The 23141-nt window shown below is 64.7% G+C and carries 26 protein-coding genes; 13 read left to right on the plus strand and 13 right to left on the minus strand.

From position 1 onward, the window contains the following. Positions 1 to 97 precede the first annotated feature (97 nt). From K414_RS0112055 to dctA, 6 genes are all read left to right on the plus strand, one after another. The gene (locus K414_RS0112055; RefSeq protein ID WP_027496180.1) at positions 98 to 1762 is read left to right on the plus strand and encodes an FAD-binding dehydrogenase; all 1665 of its coding nucleotides are present in this window, start codon (positions 98 to 100) and stop codon (positions 1760 to 1762) included. After that, positions 1759 to 2694, plus strand: coding sequence for an MBL fold metallo-hydrolase (locus tag K414_RS0112060; protein ID WP_306431131.1), 936 nt, complete (start codon positions 1759 to 1761; stop codon positions 2692 to 2694). Before K414_RS0112055 ends, K414_RS0112060 begins: the two co-directional genes overlap by 4 nt. Before the next feature lie 114 nt (positions 2695 to 2808). Beyond that, complete coding sequence (locus K414_RS0112065) at positions 2809 to 3855, plus strand: ABC transporter substrate-binding protein (RefSeq protein ID WP_027496182.1); 1047 nt, start codon at positions 2809 to 2811, stop codon at positions 3853 to 3855. A gap of 59 nt (positions 3856 to 3914) precedes the next feature. Next, positions 3915 to 4904 (plus strand): iron chelate uptake ABC transporter family permease subunit, encoded by a 990-nt coding sequence (locus tag K414_RS0112070; RefSeq protein ID WP_027496183.1) that lies wholly within the window; start codon positions 3915 to 3917, stop codon positions 4902 to 4904. Next, positions 4901 to 5680, plus strand: coding sequence for an ABC transporter ATP-binding protein (locus K414_RS0112075; RefSeq protein WP_027496184.1), 780 nt, complete (start codon positions 4901 to 4903; stop codon positions 5678 to 5680). Before K414_RS0112070 ends, K414_RS0112075 begins: the two co-directional genes overlap by 4 nt. 154 nt (positions 5681 to 5834) lie before the next feature. After that, positions 5835 to 7265, plus strand: coding sequence for a C4-dicarboxylate transporter DctA (dctA, locus tag K414_RS26770; RefSeq protein ID WP_051365073.1), 1431 nt, complete (start codon positions 5835 to 5837; stop codon positions 7263 to 7265). On the opposite strand, the gene K414_RS26775 is transcribed toward dctA, so the two are convergent. From K414_RS26775 to K414_RS0112115, 7 genes are all read right to left on the minus strand, one after another. Next, positions 7187 to 8467 carry a SpoIIE family protein phosphatase gene (locus K414_RS26775; RefSeq protein WP_081701587.1) on the minus strand — a complete coding sequence of 427 codons (1281 nt, stop codon included), beginning with the start codon at positions 8465 to 8467 and terminating at the stop codon, positions 7187 to 7189. The two genes, dctA and K414_RS26775, sit on opposite strands and share 79 nt — an antisense overlap. Before the next feature lie 17 nt (positions 8468 to 8484). After that, positions 8485 to 8919: an ATP-binding protein gene (locus tag K414_RS0112090; RefSeq protein WP_027496185.1), complete on the minus strand. Its 435-nt coding sequence runs from the start codon at positions 8917 to 8919 to the stop codon at positions 8485 to 8487. Continuing rightward, positions 8916 to 9305: an STAS domain-containing protein gene (locus K414_RS0112095; protein ID WP_027496186.1), complete on the minus strand. Its 390-nt coding sequence runs from the start codon at positions 9303 to 9305 to the stop codon at positions 8916 to 8918. The genes K414_RS0112090 and K414_RS0112095 overlap by 4 nt, the downstream gene beginning before the upstream one ends. Before the next feature lie 31 nt (positions 9306 to 9336). Next, entirely contained in the window at positions 9337 to 9687 is a 351-nt protein-coding gene (locus K414_RS26780; protein WP_141214482.1) for an STAS domain-containing protein, read from the minus strand. 157 nt (positions 9688 to 9844) lie between these two features. After that, complete coding sequence (locus K414_RS0112105) at positions 9845 to 11437, minus strand: NAD(P)/FAD-dependent oxidoreductase (RefSeq protein WP_027496187.1); 1593 nt, start codon at positions 11435 to 11437, stop codon at positions 9845 to 9847. Further along, entirely contained in the window at positions 11434 to 12804 is a 1371-nt protein-coding gene (locus tag K414_RS26785) for an APC family permease (protein ID WP_051365354.1), read from the minus strand. Before K414_RS26785 ends, K414_RS0112105 begins: the two co-directional genes overlap by 4 nt. Before the next feature lie 171 nt (positions 12805 to 12975). Further along, a complete protein-coding gene (locus tag K414_RS0112115) occupies positions 12976 to 13413 on the minus strand; it encodes an SRPBCC family protein (RefSeq protein ID WP_027496188.1) in 438 nt (145 codons plus the stop codon). A gap of 237 nt (positions 13414 to 13650) precedes the next feature. On the opposite strand from K414_RS0112115, the gene thiD reads away from it, so the two are divergent. The 3 genes from thiD (at position 13651) to K414_RS26790 (ending at position 16404) form a co-directional block, all read left to right on the plus strand. Continuing rightward, positions 13651 to 14442 (plus strand): bifunctional hydroxymethylpyrimidine kinase/phosphomethylpyrimidine kinase, encoded by a 792-nt coding sequence (gene thiD / locus K414_RS0112120; RefSeq protein WP_027496189.1) that lies wholly within the window; start codon positions 13651 to 13653, stop codon positions 14440 to 14442. Between the two features lie 154 nt (positions 14443 to 14596). Beyond that, a complete protein-coding gene (locus K414_RS0112125; protein WP_027496190.1) occupies positions 14597 to 14902 on the plus strand; it encodes a membrane protein in 306 nt (101 codons plus the stop codon). After that, positions 14899 to 16404, plus strand: coding sequence for a UDP-N-acetylmuramoyl-L-alanyl-D-glutamate--2,6-diaminopimelate ligase (locus K414_RS26790; protein ID WP_152530408.1), 1506 nt, complete (start codon positions 14899 to 14901; stop codon positions 16402 to 16404). Before K414_RS0112125 ends, K414_RS26790 begins: the two co-directional genes overlap by 4 nt. Before the next feature lie 11 nt (positions 16405 to 16415). Here K414_RS26790 and K414_RS0112135 read toward each other — a convergent pair whose 3' ends face one another. From K414_RS0112135 to K414_RS0112160, 6 genes are all read right to left on the minus strand, one after another. Next, on the minus strand, positions 16416 to 16631 hold the full coding sequence (locus K414_RS0112135; protein WP_027496191.1) for a hypothetical protein: 216 nt from the start codon (positions 16629 to 16631) through the stop codon (positions 16416 to 16418). 28 nt (positions 16632 to 16659) lie between these two features. Further along, positions 16660 to 16917, minus strand: a complete 258-nt coding sequence (locus tag K414_RS0112140) for a lipopolysaccharide assembly protein LapA domain-containing protein (protein WP_176456997.1) — start codon at positions 16915 to 16917, stop codon at positions 16660 to 16662. 88 nt (positions 16918 to 17005) lie between these two features. After that, positions 17006 to 17176, minus strand: coding sequence for a CsbD family protein (locus K414_RS0112145; protein ID WP_008718579.1), 171 nt, complete (start codon positions 17174 to 17176; stop codon positions 17006 to 17008). 114 nt (positions 17177 to 17290) lie between these two features. Next, positions 17291 to 18097 (minus strand): transglutaminase family protein, encoded by an 807-nt coding sequence (locus tag K414_RS0112150; RefSeq protein WP_027496193.1) that lies wholly within the window; start codon positions 18095 to 18097, stop codon positions 17291 to 17293. Between the two features lie 84 nt (positions 18098 to 18181). After that, entirely contained in the window at positions 18182 to 19201 is a 1020-nt protein-coding gene (locus K414_RS0112155) for an LLM class flavin-dependent oxidoreductase (protein ID WP_027496194.1), read from the minus strand. Between the two features lie 80 nt (positions 19202 to 19281). Continuing rightward, positions 19282 to 19863 (minus strand): TetR/AcrR family transcriptional regulator, encoded by a 582-nt coding sequence (locus tag K414_RS0112160; protein WP_230074079.1) that lies wholly within the window; start codon positions 19861 to 19863, stop codon positions 19282 to 19284. A gap of 93 nt (positions 19864 to 19956) precedes the next feature. Here K414_RS0112160 and K414_RS0112165 point away from each other — a divergent pair, with 93 nt between their 5' ends. From K414_RS0112165 to K414_RS28550, 4 genes are all read left to right on the plus strand, one after another. After that, positions 19957 to 21099, plus strand: a complete 1143-nt coding sequence (locus K414_RS0112165; protein WP_027496195.1) for an acyl-CoA dehydrogenase family protein — start codon at positions 19957 to 19959, stop codon at positions 21097 to 21099. A 43-nt stretch (positions 21100 to 21142) separates the two neighbouring features. Beyond that, a complete protein-coding gene (locus tag K414_RS0112170; RefSeq protein WP_027496196.1) occupies positions 21143 to 22753 on the plus strand; it encodes an acyl-CoA carboxylase subunit beta in 1611 nt (536 codons plus the stop codon). Next, positions 22750 to 23001, plus strand: coding sequence for an acyl-CoA carboxylase epsilon subunit (locus K414_RS26795; protein ID WP_037219173.1), 252 nt, complete (start codon positions 22750 to 22752; stop codon positions 22999 to 23001). The genes K414_RS0112170 and K414_RS26795 overlap by 4 nt, the downstream gene beginning before the upstream one ends. Positions 23002 to 23015: 14 nt before the next feature. Next, positions 23016 to 23141, plus strand: a 126-nt coding sequence (locus K414_RS28550; RefSeq protein ID WP_152530500.1) for a biotin carboxylase N-terminal domain-containing protein, incomplete at its 3' end; no start/stop codon positions are given.

Raw genomic sequence — 23141 nt, forward strand, 5'->3', positions numbered from 1 at the left:
ATAAAGAGTATACTCATTCGACTCGATTTCCTTGAGTTCCGACGCCGACGACAGCACAGTCGAGGGAGACACCCGGGTCGAGCAGAAGAGTGGGGCAATGGACGCAGACGTGATCGTGGTGGGGGCCGGCTTGGCCGGACTGGTGGCAACCGCCGAACTGGCCGACGCGGGAAAGCGCGTGCTGCTCCTCGACCAGGAACCCGAGCAGAACCTGGGTGGTCAGGCCTTCTGGTCCCTCGGCGGACTGTTCATGGTCGACACGCCCGAACAGCGTCGAATGGGCATCAAGGATTCGGCGGATCTGGCGTGGCAGGACTGGCTCGGCACAGCGACGTTCGATCGCGGCATCGACGACCCTGCAGGGGAAGACTACTGGGGTCATCGGTGGGCCAGGGCATACCTCGATTTCGCGGCAGGTGAGAAGCGGTCGTGGCTCCACGCTCAGGGAATGCGATGGGTCCCCATCGTCGGATGGGCCGAGCGCGGCGGCTACCTGGCCGAGGGGCACGGAAATTCGGTTCCGCGATTCCACCTGACGTGGGGCACCGGGCCGGGTGTCGTCGCGCCGTTCGAGCGTCGCGTACGTGAGGCTGCCGACAAAGGACTGGTGCGCTTCGGTTTTCGGCATCGGGTCGACGGATTCGTCGTCGACGGGGGAGCGGTGGTCGGAGTTCGCGGTGCGATGCTCGAAGCCAGTGCAGCGGAGCGAGGGGCAGGAAGTACCCGCGTCGAAGTGGGTGAGTTCGAGCTCCGCGCCGGTGCCGTGCTGGTGACGGCAGGTGGAATCGGGGCCAATCACGATCTGGTGCGCGAGAATTGGCCGGCGCGGCTCGGGACGCCGCCGAAGTCGTTGATCTCCGGAGTGCCCGAACACGTCGACGGCCGAATGCTCGGCATCACCGAGAAGGCCGGCGGCCGCCTGGTCAACAAGGACCGAATGTGGCACTACACCGAAGGCATCAAGAACTGGAATCCGATCTGGAAGAACCACGGCATCAGAATCATTCCGGGCCCGTCGTCGATGTGGTTCGATGCCCGCGGGCAACGGTTTCCGGTTCCGAACTTCCCCGGATTCGATACGCTGGGAACGCTGAAAGCGATCCAGGACAGCGGTTTCGAGTACTCGTGGTTCGTATTGACCCAGAAGATCATCGAGAAGGAATTCGCGTTGTCCGGGTCGGAACAGAACCCGGACATCACCGGCAAGAACCTCAAGCTCGTTCTCGGGCGGGTATTGCCCGGTGCCAGCGAACCGGTGGAGGCATTCAAGAAGAACGGCGAGGACTTCGTCGTCGCAGATTCTCTCGAAGAATTGGTCCAGGGCATGAACCGAATCACCGGCGAGGACTTGATCGACGGTGTCGACCTCAGGCGTCAGATCGAGTCGCGAGACCGTGAGGTGGACAATCCTTTCACCAAGGATCTGCAGATCTCTGCCATTCACAATTCCCGGCGCTCGCGCGGTGAACGCATCGCGCGGACCGCTGCACTTCACAAGATTCTCGATCCCAAGTCGGGTCCGCTCATCGCGGTGCGGTTGAACATCATCACTCGAAAGACGTTGGGCGGCATTCAAACCGATCTCGACGGTCGCGTTCTCGACTCGATGGGCACTGCCGTCGAGGGGCTGTGGGCTGCCGGTGAGATCGCCGGATTCGGCGGCGGCGGTGTGCACGGCTACCGGTCCTTGGAAGGAACCTTCCTCGGTGGATGCATCTTCGGCGGACGACAGGCAGGGCGAGCCCTGGCGGCGCAGGCGTGAGAGTGCCGCGTTCGCTCGGTAGACCCCCACTGCCCGGTGCGGCCGACATCGCCACCACAGCATCGGCGAATCCCCGCTCCCCGGTGTCGGTCTCGTTTCTCGGGGTGAGCACGCTGCTGTTCGACGACGGCGAGTCGGCGATCCTGACCGACGGCTTCTTCTCGCGTCCGTCCCTGCCGAAAACCCTTCTGCTGCCGCTACGTTCGGACGGCCCGAGAATCGACAGTGCGTTGCGTAGGGCGGGCATCGGGACGCTCGACGCGGTGGTGTGCGCGCATTCTCATTTCGATCATGCCCTCGACTCCGCAGCGGTGGCACTGCGCACCGGCGCTGCCCTGGTCGGTGGTGCTTCGACCGCGCAGATCGGGCGGGGCGCGCAGATGCCCGAGGGTCGCATCACCGTCGTCGCCGACGGTTCCGCGGTCGAACTGGGTCATTTCACTGTCACGTTCGTCGAGTCGGTTCACTCGTATCCGGACCGAGCTCACGGGACGATCGACCGGCCATTGCGGCAGCCTGCCCGGGTGCGAGCGTTCCGGTGCGGTGAGGCGTGGTCGATGGCAGTCGAACACCGTCCGAGCGGCAGGCGGGCTCTCGTCCACAGCAGCGCCGGGTTCCGAGCGGGCATGCTCGACGGCCTTTCCGCCGAGGTGGTGTACCTGTCCATCGGTCAGCTGGGGCGCCGAACACGCGAGTACATCGACGAGTATTGGCGGGAAACGGTGTTGTCGGTGGGGGCTCGGCGCGTCGTGCTGACGCATTGGGACGACTTCTTCCGGCCCCTCGACAGGCCGTTGCGACCGCTGCCCTACGCCTTCGACGACATGCGCACCTCGCTCGACGTATTGACCGCCTGTGCACGCAGGGATGGGGTCGAACTGCAGTTGCCGACGCTGTGGCGGCGTGCGGACCCCTGGGCAGACATGGTCTGAGGCACCGAACGGGAGCGACCGAAATGCGCGGCGGTCGTCGAGCAAGATAGGGCAGGGTATCCTCTCCTCTTGTTCGTCCTCCCGCTCAGTACGTCGAGAAAGTTCGGTCACCCCGTGAAAAAAGGTACGAGGCGCGTCGCTGCCCTCTCGTCGCTGGTTCTTGCTGCAGGTCTGATCACCGCATGTGGTGAGTCCGAGGAGGTGTCGCAGACCGCGGCCACGGGCGGCGACGGCAAGACCGTCTACCCGCTCGTACTCGACAACTGTGGCCAGTCGGTGACCGTCGACGCTCCGCCGCAGCGAGTGGTGTCTCTCGATCAGGATTCCACCGAGATCCTGCTGTCGCTCGGTCTGCAGGATCGCATGGTCGGGACAGCGTCGTGGACGGATCCGATCCGCGAGAATCTCGCCGAGGCGAACGCATCCGTACCGCGGTTGGCAGACAACGCGCCGACCTACGAGGTGGTGCTCGACACCGACCCGGATTTCGTGACCGCGTCGTTCGGCCGCCATTACAAGCAGGGCGGTGTCGCAGACCGTAGCCGCTTCGCCGAATCGAACATCGAGACGTATCTCGCACCCACCGACTGTGACAACGGCCTGAGCGTCAACGGTGGCAATCCCCGGACGACCCCGTTGACCATGGACGCGCTATATCAGACCATTCGCGAAACGGCCGAGGTGTTCGACGTCCAGGAACGCGGTGAGAGCTTGATCAGCGAACTGCAAGGCCGTCTGGACGCGGCCACATCGGGCAACGACAAGACCGGTGAGAGCATTGCGTTCTGGTTCGCAGACACCAAGAGCCCGTACTTCGCCGGCCGCTCCGGAGCGCCTGCCCTCCTCGCCGATCAGGTCGGTGCCACCAACGTCTACTCCGATCTACAGGACGACTGGGAAGCGGTCGGGTGGGAAACAGTGGTGGACCGCGATCCGTCCGTGCTGGTGCTCGGAGACCTACTCCGCAATCGCTTCCCCGGGGACAAGCTGGAGGACAAGATTGCGTTCCTCGAATCGGACCCGGTCACCAGCACCATGGACGCGGTGAAGAACAAGCGGTACATCTCGCTGCACGGCGCCGAGATGAACCCCTCGATTCGGCTGGTCGACGCCGTCGAGAAGCTGACCGCAGGCCTGAACCAGATCGGGCCTCGGTCCTGAGCACCACCACGGCCGAGCCGAGCGTCTCGGCGAAACGACAGATCGGCCTGCCCGCCGTCATGATCGGCGGATTTCTCCTTCTGGTCGTCTCCGTGGCGATCGCGATGACGCTCGGGCCGGCGCAGATCTCGCTGGTCAACGTGCGTGACGTCGTGCTCAACCACCTGGGACTGGCGGACATCCCCGTCCGGGTGTCCAAGAACGCGATCGTGTGGGAAGAACGGCTCCCACGCAGCCTCGTGGCAGCTGCATGCGGCAGCGGCCTCGGGATCTGCGGGGTCATCATGCAGTCGCTACTCCGCAATCCGCTCGCCGACCCGTTTGTGCTCGGCATCAGTTCCGGCGCGTCGACGGGAGCGGTGCTGGTCGGGATCCTCGGAGTCGGTGGGGCCGCGCTCGGACTGTCCGGTGGCGCGTTCATCGGGGCACTGGTGGCATTCGGACTGGTGCTGCTGCTCGCTCAACTCTCCGGCGGCAACAACGACCGCGTGATTCTGGCCGGAGTGGCGTCGACCCAGTTGTTCTCGGCATTGACATCGTTGGTGATCTTCGCGTTCGCCGATTCCGACGAGACCCGCGGCGTCATGTTCTGGCTGCTGGGCTCGCTCGAGGGTGTTCGCTGGGACGACGTGATTCTGTGCGCGGCAGTCGTCGCGGTCGGGACAGCCGTCTGCTTCTACTACGCATTCGTGCTCGACGCGTTCTCGTTCGGCAACGAGGTGGCGTCCTCACTGGGCATCCCGGTACGCAAGGCTCGCATCGCACTTCTGGTCGTGACCGCCCTCATCACGGCCACCTTGGTGAGTGTGGCAGGGGCGATCGGATTCCTCGGGCTCGTGTTGCCGCATGCAGCGCGGTTCCTCGTCGGCTCGAGGCACGGTCGGCTCGTTCCGGTCACGGCATTGATCGGGGCGGTCTTCATGGTCTGGGTGGACGCGGTGTCGCGCGTCGCGTTCGCGCCGACGCCGCTGCCGGTCGGCGTGGGTACCGCACTGGTGGGCGTCCCGGCATTCATCGCCATCCTGTCCAGACGGAAGAAGGCGTCATGACACTCTCGGCAACCGATGTCACGTGGCGTCGCGGCGGTGCGCTGGTCGTCGACGGGGTGTCCCTCGAGCCCGGCCCGGGCGATACCGTCGGGCTGCTCGGGCCCAACGGATCCGGCAAGTCCTCGCTGCTGCATCTGATGAACGGTGCCGTCAGGCCGACGTCGGGTGTGGTGACCCTAGACGGAACCGAGCTGTCCGCGATGCGTCGCAAGGACGTCGCGAAGATCGTGGCCGTGGTGAGTCAGCACGCCGACACCGACTTCGACATCACCGTCGCCGACGTCGTACGGCTCGGCCGCATTCCCCATCGAGGAGCGTTCGGCGGAGACGCAGCTGCAGATGCGGCGGCCGTGGATTCTGCACTGCGGCACACGGGTCTGGCAGGAAAGGCCCATTGCCTGTGGCATCAGCTGTCCGGCGGAGAACGGCAGCGCGCGCAGATCGCGCGCGCCCTGGCTCAGGAGCCGCGGGAACTGCTGCTCGACGAACCGACCAACCATCTCGACATCCATCATCAGCTCGAATTGCTGGCGCTGGTCGCACGGTTACCCATCACGAGCGTCATCGCACTGCACGATCTGAACCTGGCGGCGATGTTCTGCACGCAACTCGTGGTGTTGTCCGAGGGCCGGGTGGTGGCAGCAGGCGCACCCGCCGACGTGCTCACCGAGGAGTTGATCGCGCGGGTGTACCGCGTGCGTGCCCATGTGACCCTCGATGGACCGAACAACAGTCCGTCGATCCGATTCGAGCCCGGCCTCGGGGCGCACGTGTAACTCGACCTGCCGATCGAGTCGACTGGTTTCACCATCGACCATCACCGTCAACATCGCCGAAACATTTCTCGCGCACGATGGTCGCGCCGAAACATGGTGCGATGCGACGGAGGTGTCGCCGAGCACGACGGAAACTCGATCGAACGGTGAGCGCATGACAGAACGACCGACCGCAACGGACCGGGAAGCCGAACCCGATGTACGCCGAAAGTCTTGGTATGCATCTCTTTTCGTGCAGTTACTGATCGGCATAGTCGGAGGCATTGCGATCGGGTGGCTCTGGCCGGGCCTGGGTGCAGACCTCAAACCACTGGCCGACGGCTTCATCAAGCTCATCAAGATGCTGATCGCCCCGATCATCTTCTGCACCGTCGTCATCGGCATCGCCCATGTGGGCGACCTCAAGTCCGTCGGCCGCATCGGCGTCAAGGCCCTGGTCTACTTCGAGCTGATCACGACGTTCGCGCTCGTGTTCGGTCTGGTGGTCGGCAACATCGTCAAGCCGGGCTCCGGGTTCTCCATCGACCCGCAGACCTTGGCCACCGGTGCCGAGGCCGTCGACCAGAAGACCGGCAGCGGCGAGTTGCCGCACACCGTGGACTTCTTGCTGAACATCATTCCGACCTCCGTGGTGTCGGCATTCGCCGAGAACGCGCTACTGCAGGTGCTGTTCTTCGCCGTGCTGTTCGGCTTGGCCTTGGCGAAGTTCGGTGAGAAGGGCCCGCCGATCGTGCTCGAACTCGTCGATCACATCAGTCACATCTTCTTCACCATCATCGGTTGGATCATGCGCCTGGCACCCATCGGTGCCTTCGGGGCGATGGCATACATCGTCGGCCAGTACGGCATTTCGTCGCTCGGTAGCTACGGGAAACTGATCGCGTGCTGCTACCTGGCTGCCGTGTTGTTCATTGTCGTTCTCGCGGCCGTCGCGCGGTACTTCGCCGGAGTCAACCTCTGGAAGTTCTTGCGGTACATCAAGGACGAGTTGTTCCTCGCCCTCGGAACGGCGTCGACGGAGGTGGTACTGCCGCGCATCATGGTCAAGCTGACCGAGGCAGGGTGCTCCCGCACGACCACCGGTCTGGTGGTTCCGACGGGGTATTCGTTCAACCTCGACGGAGCAACCCTCTATCTGTCGATCTGCATTCTCTTTCTCGCGCAGGCTCTCGGCGTCGACCTGACACTCGGAGAGCAGATCGCTGCGGTGTTGATCCTGATGCTGACCTCCAAAGGCATGGCGGGAGTACCGGGTTCGTCGTTCCTCGCATTGTCGGCGACCGTTGCGGCCATCGGGCACGGGTCCATCCCGGTTGCGGCCGTGGCGTTGCTGCTCGGTGCCGACCGGATCATGGACTCCATGCGAGTATCGGTGAACCTTCTCGGCAACTGCGTCGCGACATTCGTCGTGGCGAACTGGGAGGGCCAACTCGACAAAGAGCGAATGCGCAGAGTGCTCGACGGTAAGGAGGTACCGCCGTTGGAGGCGATCGAGGAGTCGAAGGATTACGAACCGGTCGGATCGGAGCCGGAATCGGTATCGATCGGGGGAACCTCGAAGGCGAGCAACGCCACGTCGTCCTGAAGTCCGTCACCGAACGAGGCCAACAATTCGGTCAGATCGTCGACGATCTTTGCCGCGGAGGTCCGGCCTCGTTCGGCGGCGAATGCGTGCAGACTGCCGTCGTCGTCGAAACGAGTTCGGCCCGGGCCGACGATCGCCTCGGTCAGCCCGTCGGTGTAGAACGCCAACACGTCACCGGGCTGCATCGTCACCGTCGCCGAGGCGAAGTGCGGTTCGGTGAGGGCTCCGACCAACTGCCCCCCGGTGGTGTCCACGAATTCGACGACGCCGTCGCGCGCGATACGAAGAGCCGGCGGGTGGCCTCCGCTGGCGAGGTGCACCACGGCACCGTCGGGTCCCGGCGCGACGGTACCGAAGACCACGGTGCAGAAACGCGGATCGTCGCCGTGAAACTCGTGGTGGAGCACCGTGTTGAGATTCTCGAGTACGGCGATCGGATCCCGATCGAAGACCGCTGCGGCCCGCAGCGTGTATCGAGTCAGGGACGTGACGGCAGCCGCGCCCGCTCCTTTTCCGCTCACGTCGCCGAGGAAGAAACCCCACGTCGCGTTGTCGAGGGGAAACACGTCGTAGAAGTCGCCGCCCACTTCGTCGATGGACGCGGGGTGGTAATGGGCCGCCACCTGCATGCCCGTCGGCGCGGACAGGATCGGCGGCAACAGTGTGCGTTGCAGAGTCGACGCCAGAATCTGTACCTGAGTCTTCTCTGCTTCCGCCAACTTGCGGGCTTCCTCCGACGCGCCCAATGCATCCTGAGATCGGTCGAGAGCTGCTTCGGCGTCGTCCTGAGCTGCCTCGGCATATATCCGCGCATCCATCAGGTGCTGCTCGCGGACTCGGCGCTCGGTCTCGTTGTGCAGCGTCATGGTCACCGTCGTCGCACCGGACACCGCTCGCAAACTGTTGGCGAGCATCGACACCGCCGTCTGCGAGCCCGATGCGGGTGCGCCGGTGAGTTGCGCCGTCACTCCGATGGGCGAGTCAAAGTCGGACGACGTGGCTGCCGCGAGCAGTTCGCGCAAAACCGGTGCGAACTCGGGGCTGAAAAGATCCGTGACTGCGGTGCCGACCAGATCGTCCCGACTCAGTGCCGTGATGCGAGCGGCCGCCGCGTTGGCGTAAAGGATGTCGCCGGACGCAACGTCGATCGAAAAAACCCCGCACGGTGCGGAGTCGAGTAGTTCGGCAGCCGAGGCGGTCATGGCTTCTCCTACCAAGATTACGAGGGGCGGCCGGTTGATTCGGCGGTGACTGGGTTCCGCCACACTGCGGTGACCACGGTGCCCAGACCTGGACGGTGGTCGACGGTGAGGTCGTCGGACACTGCCTCGGCGAGCTGAAGCCCGTGGCTTCGTGTGGTCGTCGGTGCCGGCGCACGCCACGTGCCGGTGTCCGAGACGGTGACGGTCAGCGTCTCGCGTTCGTACGCTGCGGTGATCGTCATCGTCCCCGGTTCGGGCGCGGAGCTGTAGGCGTGTTCGACGACGTTGGCCAGGGCTTCGTAGGCCCCGAGAGCGATGTCGTCCACGAGGGTCCGATGCACGCCCAGGTCGAGCGCCCAACCCTGGAGTCGGCGCCGAGCGGCGCTGGCAGCGGCAGCCTCAGCGGTCGCAGTGTGACTCCATCGACTGGCGGGCTGTGAGTGGGACGTCATCGGCCACCCTCACTGTCGACCGCGCTCGACTGCACATGCGCCACAGCCTCGGGAACGGTGGTGAACGTGGCCATCACCCGGTCGATTCCGCTGAGCTGAACCGGGCGAACGACCACCCCGTCGACGGCGACCAGTGCCATTCGCGACGATTCGGGCAGCCGGTCGGACACTCGGACCAACACGGTGATGGCGCTCGACGACAGAAAGCTCACATCGGTCATGTCGACCACCAGTCCGCGTTCCGCGGCGTCGGCCGCAGGGAACGCAGCGGCGGACAAGTGGGGAATCGTATCCAGGTCGAGTTCGCCTCTGACTGTGATGACGGTTGTCGCGTCGTGCACATCCGAAACGATCTCGAACTGTCCTCCGGTGGGGTCGTCAGACATACGGCCGAGGTTACCTGTCATCGTGTCCGATTCACGATCCAGGCGCGTCGACGAACAGGTCGCCTGCACCCAGTACGTCGAGGACCATGCGCACCGAACGGGCCGGCGCGTGGATGACGATCTTGCCCGGGTGGGTGTAGGTCGCGTCGACGATGGCATTCGCGACTCCCGAGTAGACGAACGACACCTCGGACAGGTCGATCGTGACCACGGAGGAAACGGCGGCCAGGCGATCGAGGCCGTGTACGAATTCGGCCCGGGTCGACATGTCGAGTTCACCGAAGGCGCGCAGGATGTTGTTCCCGTCGGAACGGACGATGGTGTCGAGTCGGAACTCGGCTTCGTCGTCGCGAACGGCGTTGTCCATGGTGGCAATGCTCATCGACATGTCGAGACCTCTTCCGGAGAAGTGCGCGGCCGGCTGGTGTCTCCGCCTGCTCGCTGGTTTGTTGTGTAGTCAACGATGCCAGTGCGAGATGTCGGACGGTGATGTCGACGATCTCGAGTCGGTAACGAAAGATCTCGTTTCGATAACGCCGTCATCGGGTCAGGAATTCGATCAGTGCACTGGTGACTTTCTTTCGCGCCCATCCGCGCGCCCCTCGCTGGCCGAGTGCGGCCCGAGCGGCGTTGGCCCCGGCCGCACCGTGGACTCCGCCCCCGGGGTGGGCGGACGCGGACCCGAGGAACAATCCTTCCACCGGGGTCTCCGCGCGCCCCAATCCTGGCGTGGGACGAAAGATCAACTGCTGCTGCAGTTGTGCGGTACCACCGTTGACCGCACCGCCGTGCAGGTTGGCATCGGCGCCGTGCAGATCACTCGGTCTCTGCACCACCCGTCCCACCACCGAATCGGCGAATCCCGGGGCGTGCTGTTCCAACACCTGATCGACGCGGTCGGCGACGGTCTCGGCGGCCGAGTCGTCGACGACGCCGCGTGGCAGATGTGTGTAGGCCCAAGCGCTTTCGGTGCCCTCGGGCGATCTGGACCGGTCCGCTGTGGTCATCTGGCCGAACAACATGAACGGGCTCTGCGGGAGAACCCCGGTCGTGAGATCGGCCGCCCAATGGACCAGGCCGTTGTCGTCCGCACCGAGGTGGACGGTGCCTGTGTCGGCCAAAGATGCTGAGCGCCAAGGTATTCGACGGTCGAGAGCGTAGTTGAGCTTGACCACCGGGGTGTCCCACTCGAACGTACGTAAGTCGTCGTGCATGCGACGCGGGACCGCATCGAAGGGCAGCAACGACCCGTACAGCGCGGGGGCCGACACGTCGGCAACGATCGCTCGACGAGCGCGGAACGTCTCGCCGCCCGTCGTGTGCACGGCGCGTGCACGACCGCCCCGCACGTCGATGGACTCGACGGGTCGACTGCACGTCAGCACAGCACCCGAGGCCTGAGCCCGGCGAATCAACGCGTCGGTCAATGCCGACGATCCACCTACGGGCGCCGGATACCCGACGTCCTGCGCGAGCATCGTCAGCAGATATCCCATCATTCCGCTCACCGGCGCGTCGGTGGGTACGTCGCCGTGCATCGCATTGCCCAGGAGCAGGCACCGCGCGGCCTCGCTGTGGAACAGCTCGTGGGCCATCACCCGTGCAGGCAACGCAGCGAACCGGACGAAGCGCAGTGTCTCGGAGACGCCGAGAGTGCGCGCCAATCGTGCTGCCGGCAGTACCGGTGGAAACGGCCCGAAGAGCGAACCGAGCAGGGGAGTGCGAATACGTTCCCACTGCTCGAACAGGCGCAGCCACGTGTCACCGTCGCGTACGTCGTGCTCACGCAACAGAGCAGCGGTCGCCTCGACGTCGTGATGGACGACCGGAGCGTCGGTGTCCTCCGGGGATCGCGCGTGGCCGTAGACCGTCGGCGAGTGAGACCACGTCAGTCCGTGACGCTCGAGCTCGAGTGCCGTCATGGCGGGCGAGGACACAGCCAGCGGATAGAACGCGCTGAACAGGTCGCTGGTGAATCCAGGAACCAGTTCGGCACTCCGGACGGCACCGCCGGGTAGTTCGGCCGCCTCGAGAATCACGACGTCCCACCCCGCGTCGGCCATCGCCGCAGCGGCGACCAATCCGTTGTGACCGCTGCCTATGACGACTGCGTCGACCTCTGTGGTGGTCATCGGGTGATGCTCCTGGGTTCGGTCGCGGTCTTGTAGCTCACAACCCTACCGACGTAGTACAGCGCGATTCCGACTGCGAGCAGCAGCCCGGCGCGGAGCCACGTGGCTGCGGACTGCTGAGTGAGCAGCACGGCGCACGTGATCAACGCCAGGACGGGAAGCGCCGTCGGCGTTCGAAAGTGGTCGGTGTCGGATCGGTCCCGACGCAGCACGAGCACGGCAATGTTGGTACTGATGAAGACGAACAACAGAAGCAGCACCACCGTTTCGGCGAGTGCGGCCACGGAGCCGGTGGTGCACAACACCATTGCGACCGCAGTGGTCGCGACAATGGCCGCCCACGGAGTCTTGCGGCCGGGCAGCACCTTGGCCAGGGCGACCGGAAGCAATCCGTCGCGGGCCATGCCGAAGGTCAGTCTCGACGCCATGATCATCGTCAGCAAGGCGCCGTTGGCGACGGCCACGAGGGCGACCAGACTGAAGACCCATGGTGGGATTCCGGCGTCGGCGGCGTCGACGACCTCGAGCAGCGGACCGGTGGACTGGGCCAGCGTATCCGCCGGAACGACCGTCGAGACTGCCAGACCGACCAGCACATAGACCACTCCGGCCGTCGTGACGGCTCCGAGCAGAGCCCGGGGATACACCCGCCGCACATCCTCGACCTCCTCGGCGATGTTGGCCGAAGTCTCGAACCCCACGAACGAGTAGAAGGCGAGCAGAGCCGCCCCCAGCACTGCCAGCGTCGGCGTGGTGTCGTCGGTGAATTCGAGCACCCGTGACGGCGCGCCGTCGCCGCGGCTCAGAACGAGCCCGGCCAGGGCGATGATCACGACGAGACCGGACACCTCGATCACCGTCATACCGAGGTTGGCCCGAAGAGATTCGGTGATCCCGCGGGCATTGAGAAGTCCGACGAGAAGTAGGAAGACGACCGCCGCAGGCACGGCGGGCACATCGAGGAACACTGCGAGATAGTCGCCCGAGAAGGCCAGCGCCAGACCTCCCGCGCTCGTCACGCCAGCCGCGAGCATCGAGAATCCGACGAGGAACGACACTATCGGTCGCCCGAAGGCTCGCTGCGCGAACACCGCCGCCCCGCCTGCTCGCGGGTACTTGGTCACCAATTCGGCGTACGACGCCGCAGTGAGCAAGGCCATCAGGAGAGCGAGCAGCATCGGCAGCCAGATCGCTCCGCCGACCTCACCCGCGATTTCCCCGACGAGAGCGTAGATCCCGGCACCCAGCACGTCACCGAGAATGAAGACGAACAACAACTTGCCCGAGATCGCCCGGCGCAGTGGCGTCGACGACCCGTCGGACTCGGAGCCGTTCGGGTGGACGCTCGGAGTGTGGTCGGACGCCATCAGTTCCGGTTCCCGCTTCGGGAGCTGTTGCTGGAGACAGATCGATTCGAACGACGCAGCGGGGATGTCATGGCAATCGCATGCCCGCTGCATTCGGTCTTCAATCGTGTTCGGCCGTTCCGTTGCGGCACAGACGTTTCGGTGAGCGGGCCGTGCCCGACCCGGCAGGTTCTACGGGTTCGATGCGCGCTCCGCCAACAGCGCGAGACGCCTGAGTGCCTCGGAATTTCGGGGGTGAGACAGCGCATGCTGAACCCGGTTGGGCACGAGCTCGAACGGCGGTGTGCTCGCGTGCTCGATCATTTCGATCGTGCAGCCGGTCGCTGTCGGGTGCAACCGGACGGTGATGGAGGCGCGTCCGAACGGCATGGCCCTGGCTTCCAGCTGTAATTCGCGGTTCTCGTGAACGGCGACCGAGCGCGTGACGTCGCTGAGCACGAGCGGCCAGGCCCCGACCGAATGGTGGATGACACTGCCAGGAGCAGGCCACGCCGCGTCGACCGCTCTGATTCGGGATGCACCGACCACCCACATTGCGTAGGACCAGCCATCGGCAAGAACGTTCCACACGTCCTCGCATCGAGCTGTGGTGTCGCGTTTCGTCGTCACGCTCGGACCTCCGTCGTCATCTCGGTACGCCGCTACGCCGAACGAAAAGCGTTGGTATGCCGCCGTTCTCGGGGCACACGTACGGCGGTTGCGCAGTGGGGGACCGGCCTGGACTCGACTCGGATATCGGTGACGCTACCTGCCACCGAGCCGGGGCACAACGCGGCAGCGGGCCCGGCGCACGCGGCTTCTCGACCACCCGGCGCGGTATGGGGCGCCGGTTGCCATAATGGGCCGATGTCGACAATCGCGTACGTGATCGCAGGTTCGGAAGCCACCGGCGGGGCCGGCCTGCAAGCAGATCTCAAGACGTTCGAGCGGTTGGGGGTCTACGGGGTCGGCACCATCACGTGCATCGTGTCCTTCGATCCGAAGGCCGAATGGGGCCACCGCTTCGTGCCGATCGACAGTTCGGTGATCGCAGATCAAATCGAAGTGGCCACCGCCGCTCACGATCTCGATGTCGTCAAGATCGGCATGCTGGGCACCCCCGCCACCGTCGCCACGGTCGCGGAATCACTGCGCCTGCAGCCGTGGCGTCATGTCGTGGTCGATCCCGTGCTGATCTGCAAGGGGCAGGAACCCGGTGCGGCTCTCGACACCGACAATGCGCTCCGTCGCGAGATTCTTCCGCTGGCGACCGTCATCACACCCAACCTGTTCGAGGCGACGACGTTGTCCGGAATGGACTCCATCGACACCGTCGAGGATCTCGGTGAGGCAGCCAGGAGGATCGCCGACCTCGGCCCCCAGTACGTCGTGGTCAAGGGTGGTGCCGGCCTACCCGGAGACGAAGCCGTCGACGTCGTGTTCGACGGACAGGACCTCACCGTCCTGCGCGCCCCGAAGATCGGCGACGAGAGGGTGTCCGGCGCAGGATGCGTGTTCGCAGCTGCCATCACCGCCGAGCTGGCCAAGGGATCCGGCGTGCTCGACGCAGTGGCCACGGCAAAGGACTTCGCGCATGCCGGCATCGTCAGCCGGTTGTCGAGCCACGCTCCGTTCGCTGCCGTCGCCTGGCAGAACTGAGCCCGCCGGCCCGGATATCGATGACGGGTCTGCCTCGAGTGCTGCGAGGCTTCATGTTTGGACGGGTTCGCCGCGGGGACACTGACGTAATCGACGTGTTCCTGCAGGCCCGGAATGCGTCGCCGGTGAAGCGAACAGCAGTCGAGGAGACACCATGGCCCAACATGACCCCGCCGGCTCCGGTGCCGAAGCGAACGACGACGACCGCACGATGCGCGGGCACGCCGGGGAAGCGATCGTCGACGCGCGCAACTGGCCCGGCTACATCTGTATCGGTCTCGCGCTGGTCAGCCTCGGTCTGACCTTGACTGCGGCCGGCTACGGTTTCGAGGGTTGGGCGTGGACGGGCGCGGTCCTCGCGCCCGTTCTGCTCGTCGCAGGCACGGTTCTGGTGTTGCTCGAGCGTCGCCGGGTCAAGGCACAGGAAGGCAAGAGCCTCACCGACCCTGCTGGGCATTGATCGAGCCCGATCTCGGCAGGGGTGGCACGTCGTCGATCGGCGTCGGCGTGGAACTGAACGAGCTGGCACTCTCGATCGGCGCTGCGCCGCCGATTCGTTCCGTGCGAGTGACCGGGGCAAGCGACGACTCGCGAACGGTTCGTCCCGGTGACCTGTACGTGGCGTTGCCCGGCCGCCGAGCTCACGGCCTCGACTTCGAGCTCGAGGCCAAGGCCCGAGGGGCAGTGGCGGCGTTGTCGGACCGGGCCTCGACGGTTCTGCCGACACTCGTCGTGCCGAACCCGCGCCGCCGGGTCGGGGAGGTGTGCGCTCGAATTCATCGGTTCGCGCACCGAGACCTCGATCTGTACGGAGTCACCGGGACCAACGGAAAGACGAGCACCACCCTGCTGCTCAGAGCCGGGCTCGCTGCTGCGGGCGACTCCGTGGCGACCATGACCGGAATCGGTTTGGCGGGGCCGCACGGCGAGGAAAAATCGGCCAGAACTACGCCCGAGGCCGCCACCGTGCATCGGACTCTGCGCCGTTTCCGAGACGAGGGTGCCACGGCGGTTGCCCTCGAGGTGTCCTCTCACGCCGTCACCGAGCACCGCGTCGACGGTCTCCGTTTCGCGGTGATGGGGTTCCTCAATCTCACGCCGGATCATCTGGATTACCACGGAGACATGGACGGTTACTTCGCCGCGAAGGCCGAACTGTTCTCGGCGCACCGATCGACACGCGCTGTGGTCAACGTCGGCGATCCGCACGGCAAAATCCTGGCGGGACGCCTCGATATTCCCTGTTGGACGTGGTCCACGGCCGATCGCGATGCCGATGTTCGCGGCGAGAACATCGAGTGCACCGACGTCGGAACGTCCCTGACAGCGCGAACCCCGATGGGCGATGTCGAAATCCGCCTACCTCTGCTGGGTCCGCACCAGGCCGAGAACGCTCTGGCCGCACTGACCATGGCGTTGGCGGCCGGCCGCGACATCGCAGCAGTCGCGGCAGGACTCGAACGCCTCGACGCCGTTCCCGGCCGCCTCGAACGTGTCGACGTCGGACAGCCTTTCCTGGCCGTCGTGGACTACATGCACAACACCGCAGGTCAGCGGGCGCTGCTGCCGTTCGTCCGCAGCGTGGTCTCGGGTCGACTGATCGTCGTCGTCGGGGCGACGGGCGAACGTGACCCGGGTAAGCGCTTCCCGCTCGGGCGAACGGCAGCCACGTTGGCAGATGTGGTGATCGTCAGCGATGAAAGTCCGCTGTCGGAGGACCCGGGCACCATCCGAGCCGCAGTGGAAGAGGGCGCTCGGGCTGCACGCTCAGCGGTGGTGGTAGTGGAAGCCGACCGACGTCGTGCCGTGGAGCACGCTGTCGCCATTGCTCAGCCCGGGGATGCCGTGGTCGTGGCTGGACGGGGCTGCGATGCCGAACAGGTGTACGGCGACCACATCGTGCGATTCGACGACCGTGAGGTGTTGCGTGACGTCCTCGCCGCCCACGTGGCGCGGAGTTGAACGCGCTACCGCTACTGCGCCGCGGACGTACGTTTCCGAGCGGATTTGTCTGCTCGACGCTGCGCGAACCTGCCGGCGGACTTCAGGGCCTTGGATACGACATTGGCTCTGCCCGTTCGCTTTTCGAGGCTCACGCCGGCAAATGCCAGGAGCCGGGCAGCAATGGGCAAGCCGATCGCGACGACAAGGTAGCGGTAGAGATACTTGCGGGCCAGCAGCGGGATCATGCGGGAAGTCCTGTCGTGGGGGAGGTTGTCAGCGGACGGCCCGTCGAACCTTGAATGCTGCTGTTGCCGTCAGCGCGATGATCGCTCCGACGACGGCTGCACCGAGCATTGCGACGCCCTGCCCGAGATCGAAGTTCCAGCCGAGGAAGTTGATCGTGCTGTGAACGGTGTTCTGCAGCACGAAGATGACCAGTGCTGCAACGAGCACGACCGTGACGAGGAGGGCCAACTTCGAGGCGAATCCGCCGCGGCGCTTGGTAGTTGTGGTGTCCGATGTTGCAATCATGAGGGTTCCGTTCTGTGAAGTGGAAGGTGAGCAGAAACCGAGTGCCGCCGATCGCGGTGACCGGCGGCACTCGATGCGGGGCTGCTGGTTACTTGAAGGTGTCCTTGATGTTCTCGCCGACCTTCTTGACGCCGGCCGAACCCTGATCCTTCTTGCCCTCGGCTTCGAGGTCCTTGTTGTCGGTTGCGTCGCCGACAACTTCCTTCGCCTTGCCGATGGCGTCTTCTGCTGCGTTCTTGGCCTTGTCGATGAAGCTCATGGTGTGCACCTTTCGGGTGGCTGTGATTGTTGGTAACGGATAGATAGTCGGTTTTCGAGGCCGAAAGCAAACGTCGCAGGAAAGTGATCTGCATCACTCGAGCGACCGCGGCGGTCAGGTGAGAGAGACCAGCTCGGTGATGTCGTCGTGCGGGAGTTCGCCGTCGACCACGGCTGTGACGACGGAGCTGTTCAGCGTGATTGCACCCTTGTGGTTGTCCAGGAATGCGGTATCGGCGGCATCGCGGCCTACCGAAATGCGAACCAGAGTGGACCGCGGTGCCAGACACGTGGCGTCGACGACACGCCACTGGCCGCCGACGAACGCCTCGGCGACGGCATGGAAATCCATCGGATCGCATCCGGGCGCGTACACGGCCACGAGGCGGGCAGGAACATTGACAGCGCGGAGCATCGCGACGACCAGATGCGAGTAGTCGCGGCACACTCCCTGGCCTGCTAGCAGCGTGTCGACGGCTCCGTCGATCGGATCACTGCTTCCTGGAACGTAATTCAGGCGTGCGCCCACCCAGGCGGAGATCTTGGCCAGCAGTTCCTCGGAATCGGCGTAGTCGCCGAATTCTGTTGCGGCGAAACCGTAGAACTTGTCTGCTTCGGCGTAGCGGCTGGGCCGAAGGTAGAGCGACATGTCGTAGTCGGTGACGGGGGCCGGGGTGGTGTTGCCCAGGATGGTGGCGTCGTACGAGACCTGTAAGTTGCCGACGTCGGCGGGCATGACGTGAATGCGGTTGCCGTGCGGTCCGCTGACCTCCTTCGCCTCGACGGGATTACCGTCGAGAACGAAGGAGAGCGATTCGGTGACCGTCGTACCGGGGTGCGGTGCGATGGCGATCTGGAATTCGAGAGTGGTGGCGGCGGTGATGTCTACATCGAGGCGCGCGGATACGTCGCGTTTGAGCATGAGGACTCCTGGCAGGTGGGGGCGGGTGAACCTGCTGCCAGTACCCGTATCCGCCGAAACCAATCGCCCCTGGTCACCGAGTGATCAACGCCACCCCAGTGCGGGGGCCACGTCGCGCAGCAGCGTCTCCAGAACGTGTGCGCAGTACTCCACACCCAACTGGTTCGGGACGGTGAGCAGCAGAGTATCCGCGGCGGCGATCGCCTCGTCCGCCGCCAGTTCTTCGATCAGCCGATCGGGCTCACCCGCGTAGGTCTTGCCGAAACGAGCCTTGCCGCCGTCGAGGTAGCCGACTTGGTCGTCACCGCTGCCCTCTCGGCCGAAGTAGGCGCGGTCGAGATCGTTGACGATCGGAAAGATGCTGCGGCTCACGGATGTTCGAGGAGCGAAGTCGTGGCCCGCGTCGCTCCACGTCTTGTGGAAGCGTTCGATCTGTTCGGCTTGCAACTGATGGAAAGGCACCCCGGTGTCTTCGCTGAGAAGTGTGGAGCTCATCAGATTCATACCCTGGCGCGCCGTCCACTCGGCCGTCTCGCGGGTGCCTGCGCCCCACCAGATGCGTTGGCGCAGACCCGGTGCGTGAGGTTCGAGGCGCAGCAGGCCAGGCGGGTTGGGGAACATCGGCCGCGGGTTCGGCTGAGCGAAGCCCTTGCCTTCCAGCAGATCGAGGTAGATGCGGGTGTGTTCGCGAGCCATGTCTGCGTGGTCGGAGCCCTCCGCGGGGGAGTATCCGAAGTGGCGGTACCCCTCGATGACCTGTTCGGGCGATCCCCGGCTCACGCCGAGTTGCAACCGCCCGCCCGAGATGAGGTCGGCAGAGCCGGAATCCTCGGCCATGTAGAAGGGATTCTCGTACCGCATGTCGATGACGCCGGTACCGATTTCGATGGTGCTCGTCCTGGCTCCGACGGCGGCGAGCAGCGGAAACGGCGACGACAGCTGGTTGGCGAAGTGATGGACGCGGTAGTACGCACCATCGGCTCCCAGTTCCTCGGCCGCGACCGCGAGGTCGATCGACTGCAACAGCACATCCGATGCCGATCGGGTCTGCGACTGCGGGGACGGTGACCAGTGTCCGAAGGACAGAAATCCGATCTTCTTCATCGTGTGCTCTTTCGTTGAAGGATCAACTATGTTCGTACGACTCAGCGCACAGCCGGGTCGATTCATTCCCGGTGCCGGAACTACGCCCCGATACCCGCCGTCAACAACTTCGCCAGCTCGAGGTAGGCATCGCCGTCACTCAGACCGGTCAGGCGGAACACCTCGCGCGTCTGGATGCGCACCATGACCGAGGATGCGACGTCACCGACGAATGCCGCATGGACGTCGCGTACCTCGCCACTGGCCACACCCTCGCTGATCAGCTCCTGGACCCGTCGTGCCGCGATTGCGGTGTTGCGTTCGTACACCGAACGGGCCGATTCGAGCGACGCGAGATCGGTCATGAATTGCTCGGACGCAGATTCCAGAGCGGCACCGACTGCGGTGAGATACGTGGTGATGCGGTTGCGGGTTCCGTCGACCTCGGCAACCGCATTCTCGACCTGGGTGGTCATGGACTTGAAGTAGTGCACGGTTGCGCCGCCCACCAGCTGATCCTTGCTCGACGCCAACGTGTACAAGGTGGATTTGGAGCAGCGGAGGCGAGCCGCGATGGTGTCGAGCGTCAGGTGAGCGAACCCCTCGGCCAGGAACAGGCTGACGAGTTGGTCGAACAATTCCGAACGGCGAGCCGTGGCATGCGAGGTCACGGGTGCGTTCACATCCAGGATGGTACTGCATCGTCTTGTGCAGTACTGTGCATCAGTACTGCGGATCATTCTTCAGTACTGATGCCGAACATCCCGGAGGTTCTAGTGCCCGTCGCTCGTCTGTTGCCCACCGCCGAAGCGCGCGACCTTCTCGCGCTGACCCGCGATGTGGCAGACAAGGTGCTCGACCCGATCGTCGACGAACACGAGCGCAACGAGACCTATCCGACGGGAGTGTTCGCCACTCTCGGCGAAGCCGGACTGTTGAGCCTGCCGTACGCGGAGGAATGGGGCGGCGGAGGCCAACCGTACGAGGTGTACCTCCAAGTACTCGAGGAATTGGCATCACGATGGGCGGCCGTTGCAGTCGCGGTGAGCGTGCACGGTTTGGCCTGCTATCCCGTAATGGCGTTCGGTACCGATCAGCAGAAGGCCGAGAAGCTTCCCGACATGCTCGGCGGGTCGCAGATCGGTGCCTATTCGCTGTCCGAGGCGCAGGCCGGTTCCGACGCAGCGGCCCTGAGTTGCAAGGCGAGCGCGGCCGACGGTGGGTACACGGTCAACGGGTCCAAAGCATGGATCACCCACGGCGGTGTTGCTGATTTCTACAACCTGTTCGCCCGCACCGGCGAAGGCTCCAAAGGGATCTCGTGTTTTCTAGTTCCCGACGGGACCGAAGGCCTCAGTTTCGGCAAGCCCGAGGAGAAGATGGGGTTGCATGCGATCCCGACCACGTCGGCGCACTACGACAACGTGCACGTTCCCACCGAATGGCGCATCGGAGCGGAAGGTCAAGGACTGCAGATCGCCTTCAGCGCGCTGGACGCCGGAAGGCTCGGAATCGCCGCTGTCGCAGTCGGAATCGCGCAAGCTGCGCTCGACGATGCCGTGAAGTACGCGCAGGAACGCACTGCGTTCGGCAAGAAGATCATCGACCATCAGGGTCTGGGGTTCGTGCTGGCGGACATGGCCGCCGCAGTCGACTCCGCACGCGCGACCTATCTCGACGCGGCTCGCCGTCGGGACGCCGGACTTCCATACTCCCGCAACGCTTCTGTGGCCAAGCTGATCGCTACCGATGCGGCCATGAAGGTGACGACCGACGCCGTGCAGGTGTTCGGCGGGTACGGCTACACCAGAGACTTCCGCGTCGAGCGCTACATGCGCGACGCCAAGATCACGCAGATCTTCGAGGGCACCAACCAGATTCAGCGTCTCGTCATCGCCCGATCGCTCGCGACCAACTGACCATCCGCACCTTGCTTTCCACACACACGTAGGGGACATCTGCATGACGACAACCGAACCCGATATCCATACCACTGCGGGTAAATTGGCCGATCTTCGTAAACGTCTGGGGGCTTCGGAGATGCCGTCGGGTGAGGCGGCGGTGGAGCGGGTCCACGCGAAGGGCAAGTTGACCGCGCGCGAGCGGATCACGGCCCTGCTCGACGAGGGCTCGTTCGTCGAACTCGATGCGTTGGCGCGGCACCGATCACAGAATTTCGGGTTGGGTGACAATCGCCCCTTCGGTGACGGTGTCGTCACCGGCTACGGCACGGTCGACGGCCGTGATGTGTGCGTGTTCTCCCAGGACGCGACCGTCTTCGGCGGCAGTTTGGGGGAGATCTACGGCGAGAAGATCGTCAAGGTGATGGACCTGGCGATCAAGACCGGACGGCCGTTGGTGGGCATCAACGAAGGCGCCGGGGCCCGCATCCAGGAAGGGGTGGTCTCCCTCGGGTTGTACGGGGAGATCTTCCACCGCAACGTCCGCGCCTCCGGGGTGATCCCGCAGATCTCGGTGATCATGGGCCCCGCCGCCGGCGGACACGTCTACTCACCCGCCCTGACCGATTTCGTGGTCATGGTCGATGGCACCAGTCAGATGTTCGTCACCGGCCCCGATGTGATCAAGACCGTCACCGGGGAGAACGTGACGATGGAAGAGCTCGGTGGCGCGCACACCCACATGGAGAAGTCCGGGGTCGCGCATTACGTCGCGTCCGGGGAGCAGGACGCCCTCGACTACGTCCGCGACCTCCTGTCCTACCTCCCGAGCAACAATCGGGCCGATGCCCCGCGGACGGCCGCGTCGGATCCTGTTCTCGGATCCATCGAGGATTCGTTGACGGCGGAGGATCTCGAGCTCGACACGTTGATTCCGGATTCGCCGAACACTCCGTACGACATGCACGAGGTGATCCGCCGGATCCTCGACGACGACGAATTCCTGGAAGTGCAGGAGGGGCGGGCCCGCAACATCATCGTCGGGTTCGGGCGGATCGACGGCCGGTCGGTGGGCATCGTGGCCAATCAGCCCACCCAGTTCGCGGGCACGTTGGATATCGATGCCTCGGAGAAAGCAGCCCGGTTCGTCCGCACGTGCGACTGTTTCAACGTTCCGATCATCACGTTGGTCGATGTGCCGGGGTTCCTGCCCGGGACGGGCCAGGAATACAACGGCATCATCCGGCGTGGGGCGAAGTTGTTGTATGCCTACGGGGAGGCGACGGTCGGGAAGATCACCGTCATCACCCGTAAAGCCTATGGCGGGGCGTACGACGTGATGGGCTCCAAGCACATGGGTGCGGATGTGAATTTGGCGTGGCCGACGGCGCAGATCGCGGTGATGGGGGCCTCGGGTGCGGTCGGGTTCGTCTACCGCAAGCAGTTGCTCGAGGCGGCGAAGAACGGTGAGGACGTCGATGCGTTGCGGCTGACGTTGCAGCAGCAGTACGAGGACACGTTGGTCAACCCGTACGTCGCTGCCGAGCGCGGGTATCTCGATGCGGTCATCCCGCCCAGTCACACCCGCGGTCAGATCGTGACCGCGTTGCGGCTGCTCGAACGCAAACAAGTGACCCTGCCCCCGAAGAAACACGGAAACATCCCACTATGAGCGGCGAAGCGAATCATGACGCAGTGAGCGAAGCGAAATCTGCTGCTGCGTCGGATAGTTGGTCGTTTCGCGGAAGTCCGACGGACTCCGAGATCGCTGCTGTCGTTGCGGTTCTGACTGCCGCGCAGTCGTCGGTGGCCCAGGACGTGCCGGCCCCGATCGATCTGTGGGGTCGACCGGAAGGCATGCATCGTTACGGACTCGCCAGTGCCCCAGCTCTTTTCGTCAATGCTCGATTCGGCCAGTGAAGGACTTCGCACAGATGACCACCTCTACCTCCCATAAGAAGATTTCCAAGGTTCTTGTTGCCAATCGTGGTGAGATCGCGGTTCGGGTGATCCGGGCGGCCGCTGATGCCGGGCTGGCCAGTGTCGCTGTGTACGCCGAA

Source organism: Rhodococcus sp. JG-3 (assembly GCF_000482405.1).
GTDB classification, from domain to species: Bacteria; Actinomycetota; Actinomycetes; order Mycobacteriales; family Mycobacteriaceae; genus Rhodococcoides; species Rhodococcoides fascians.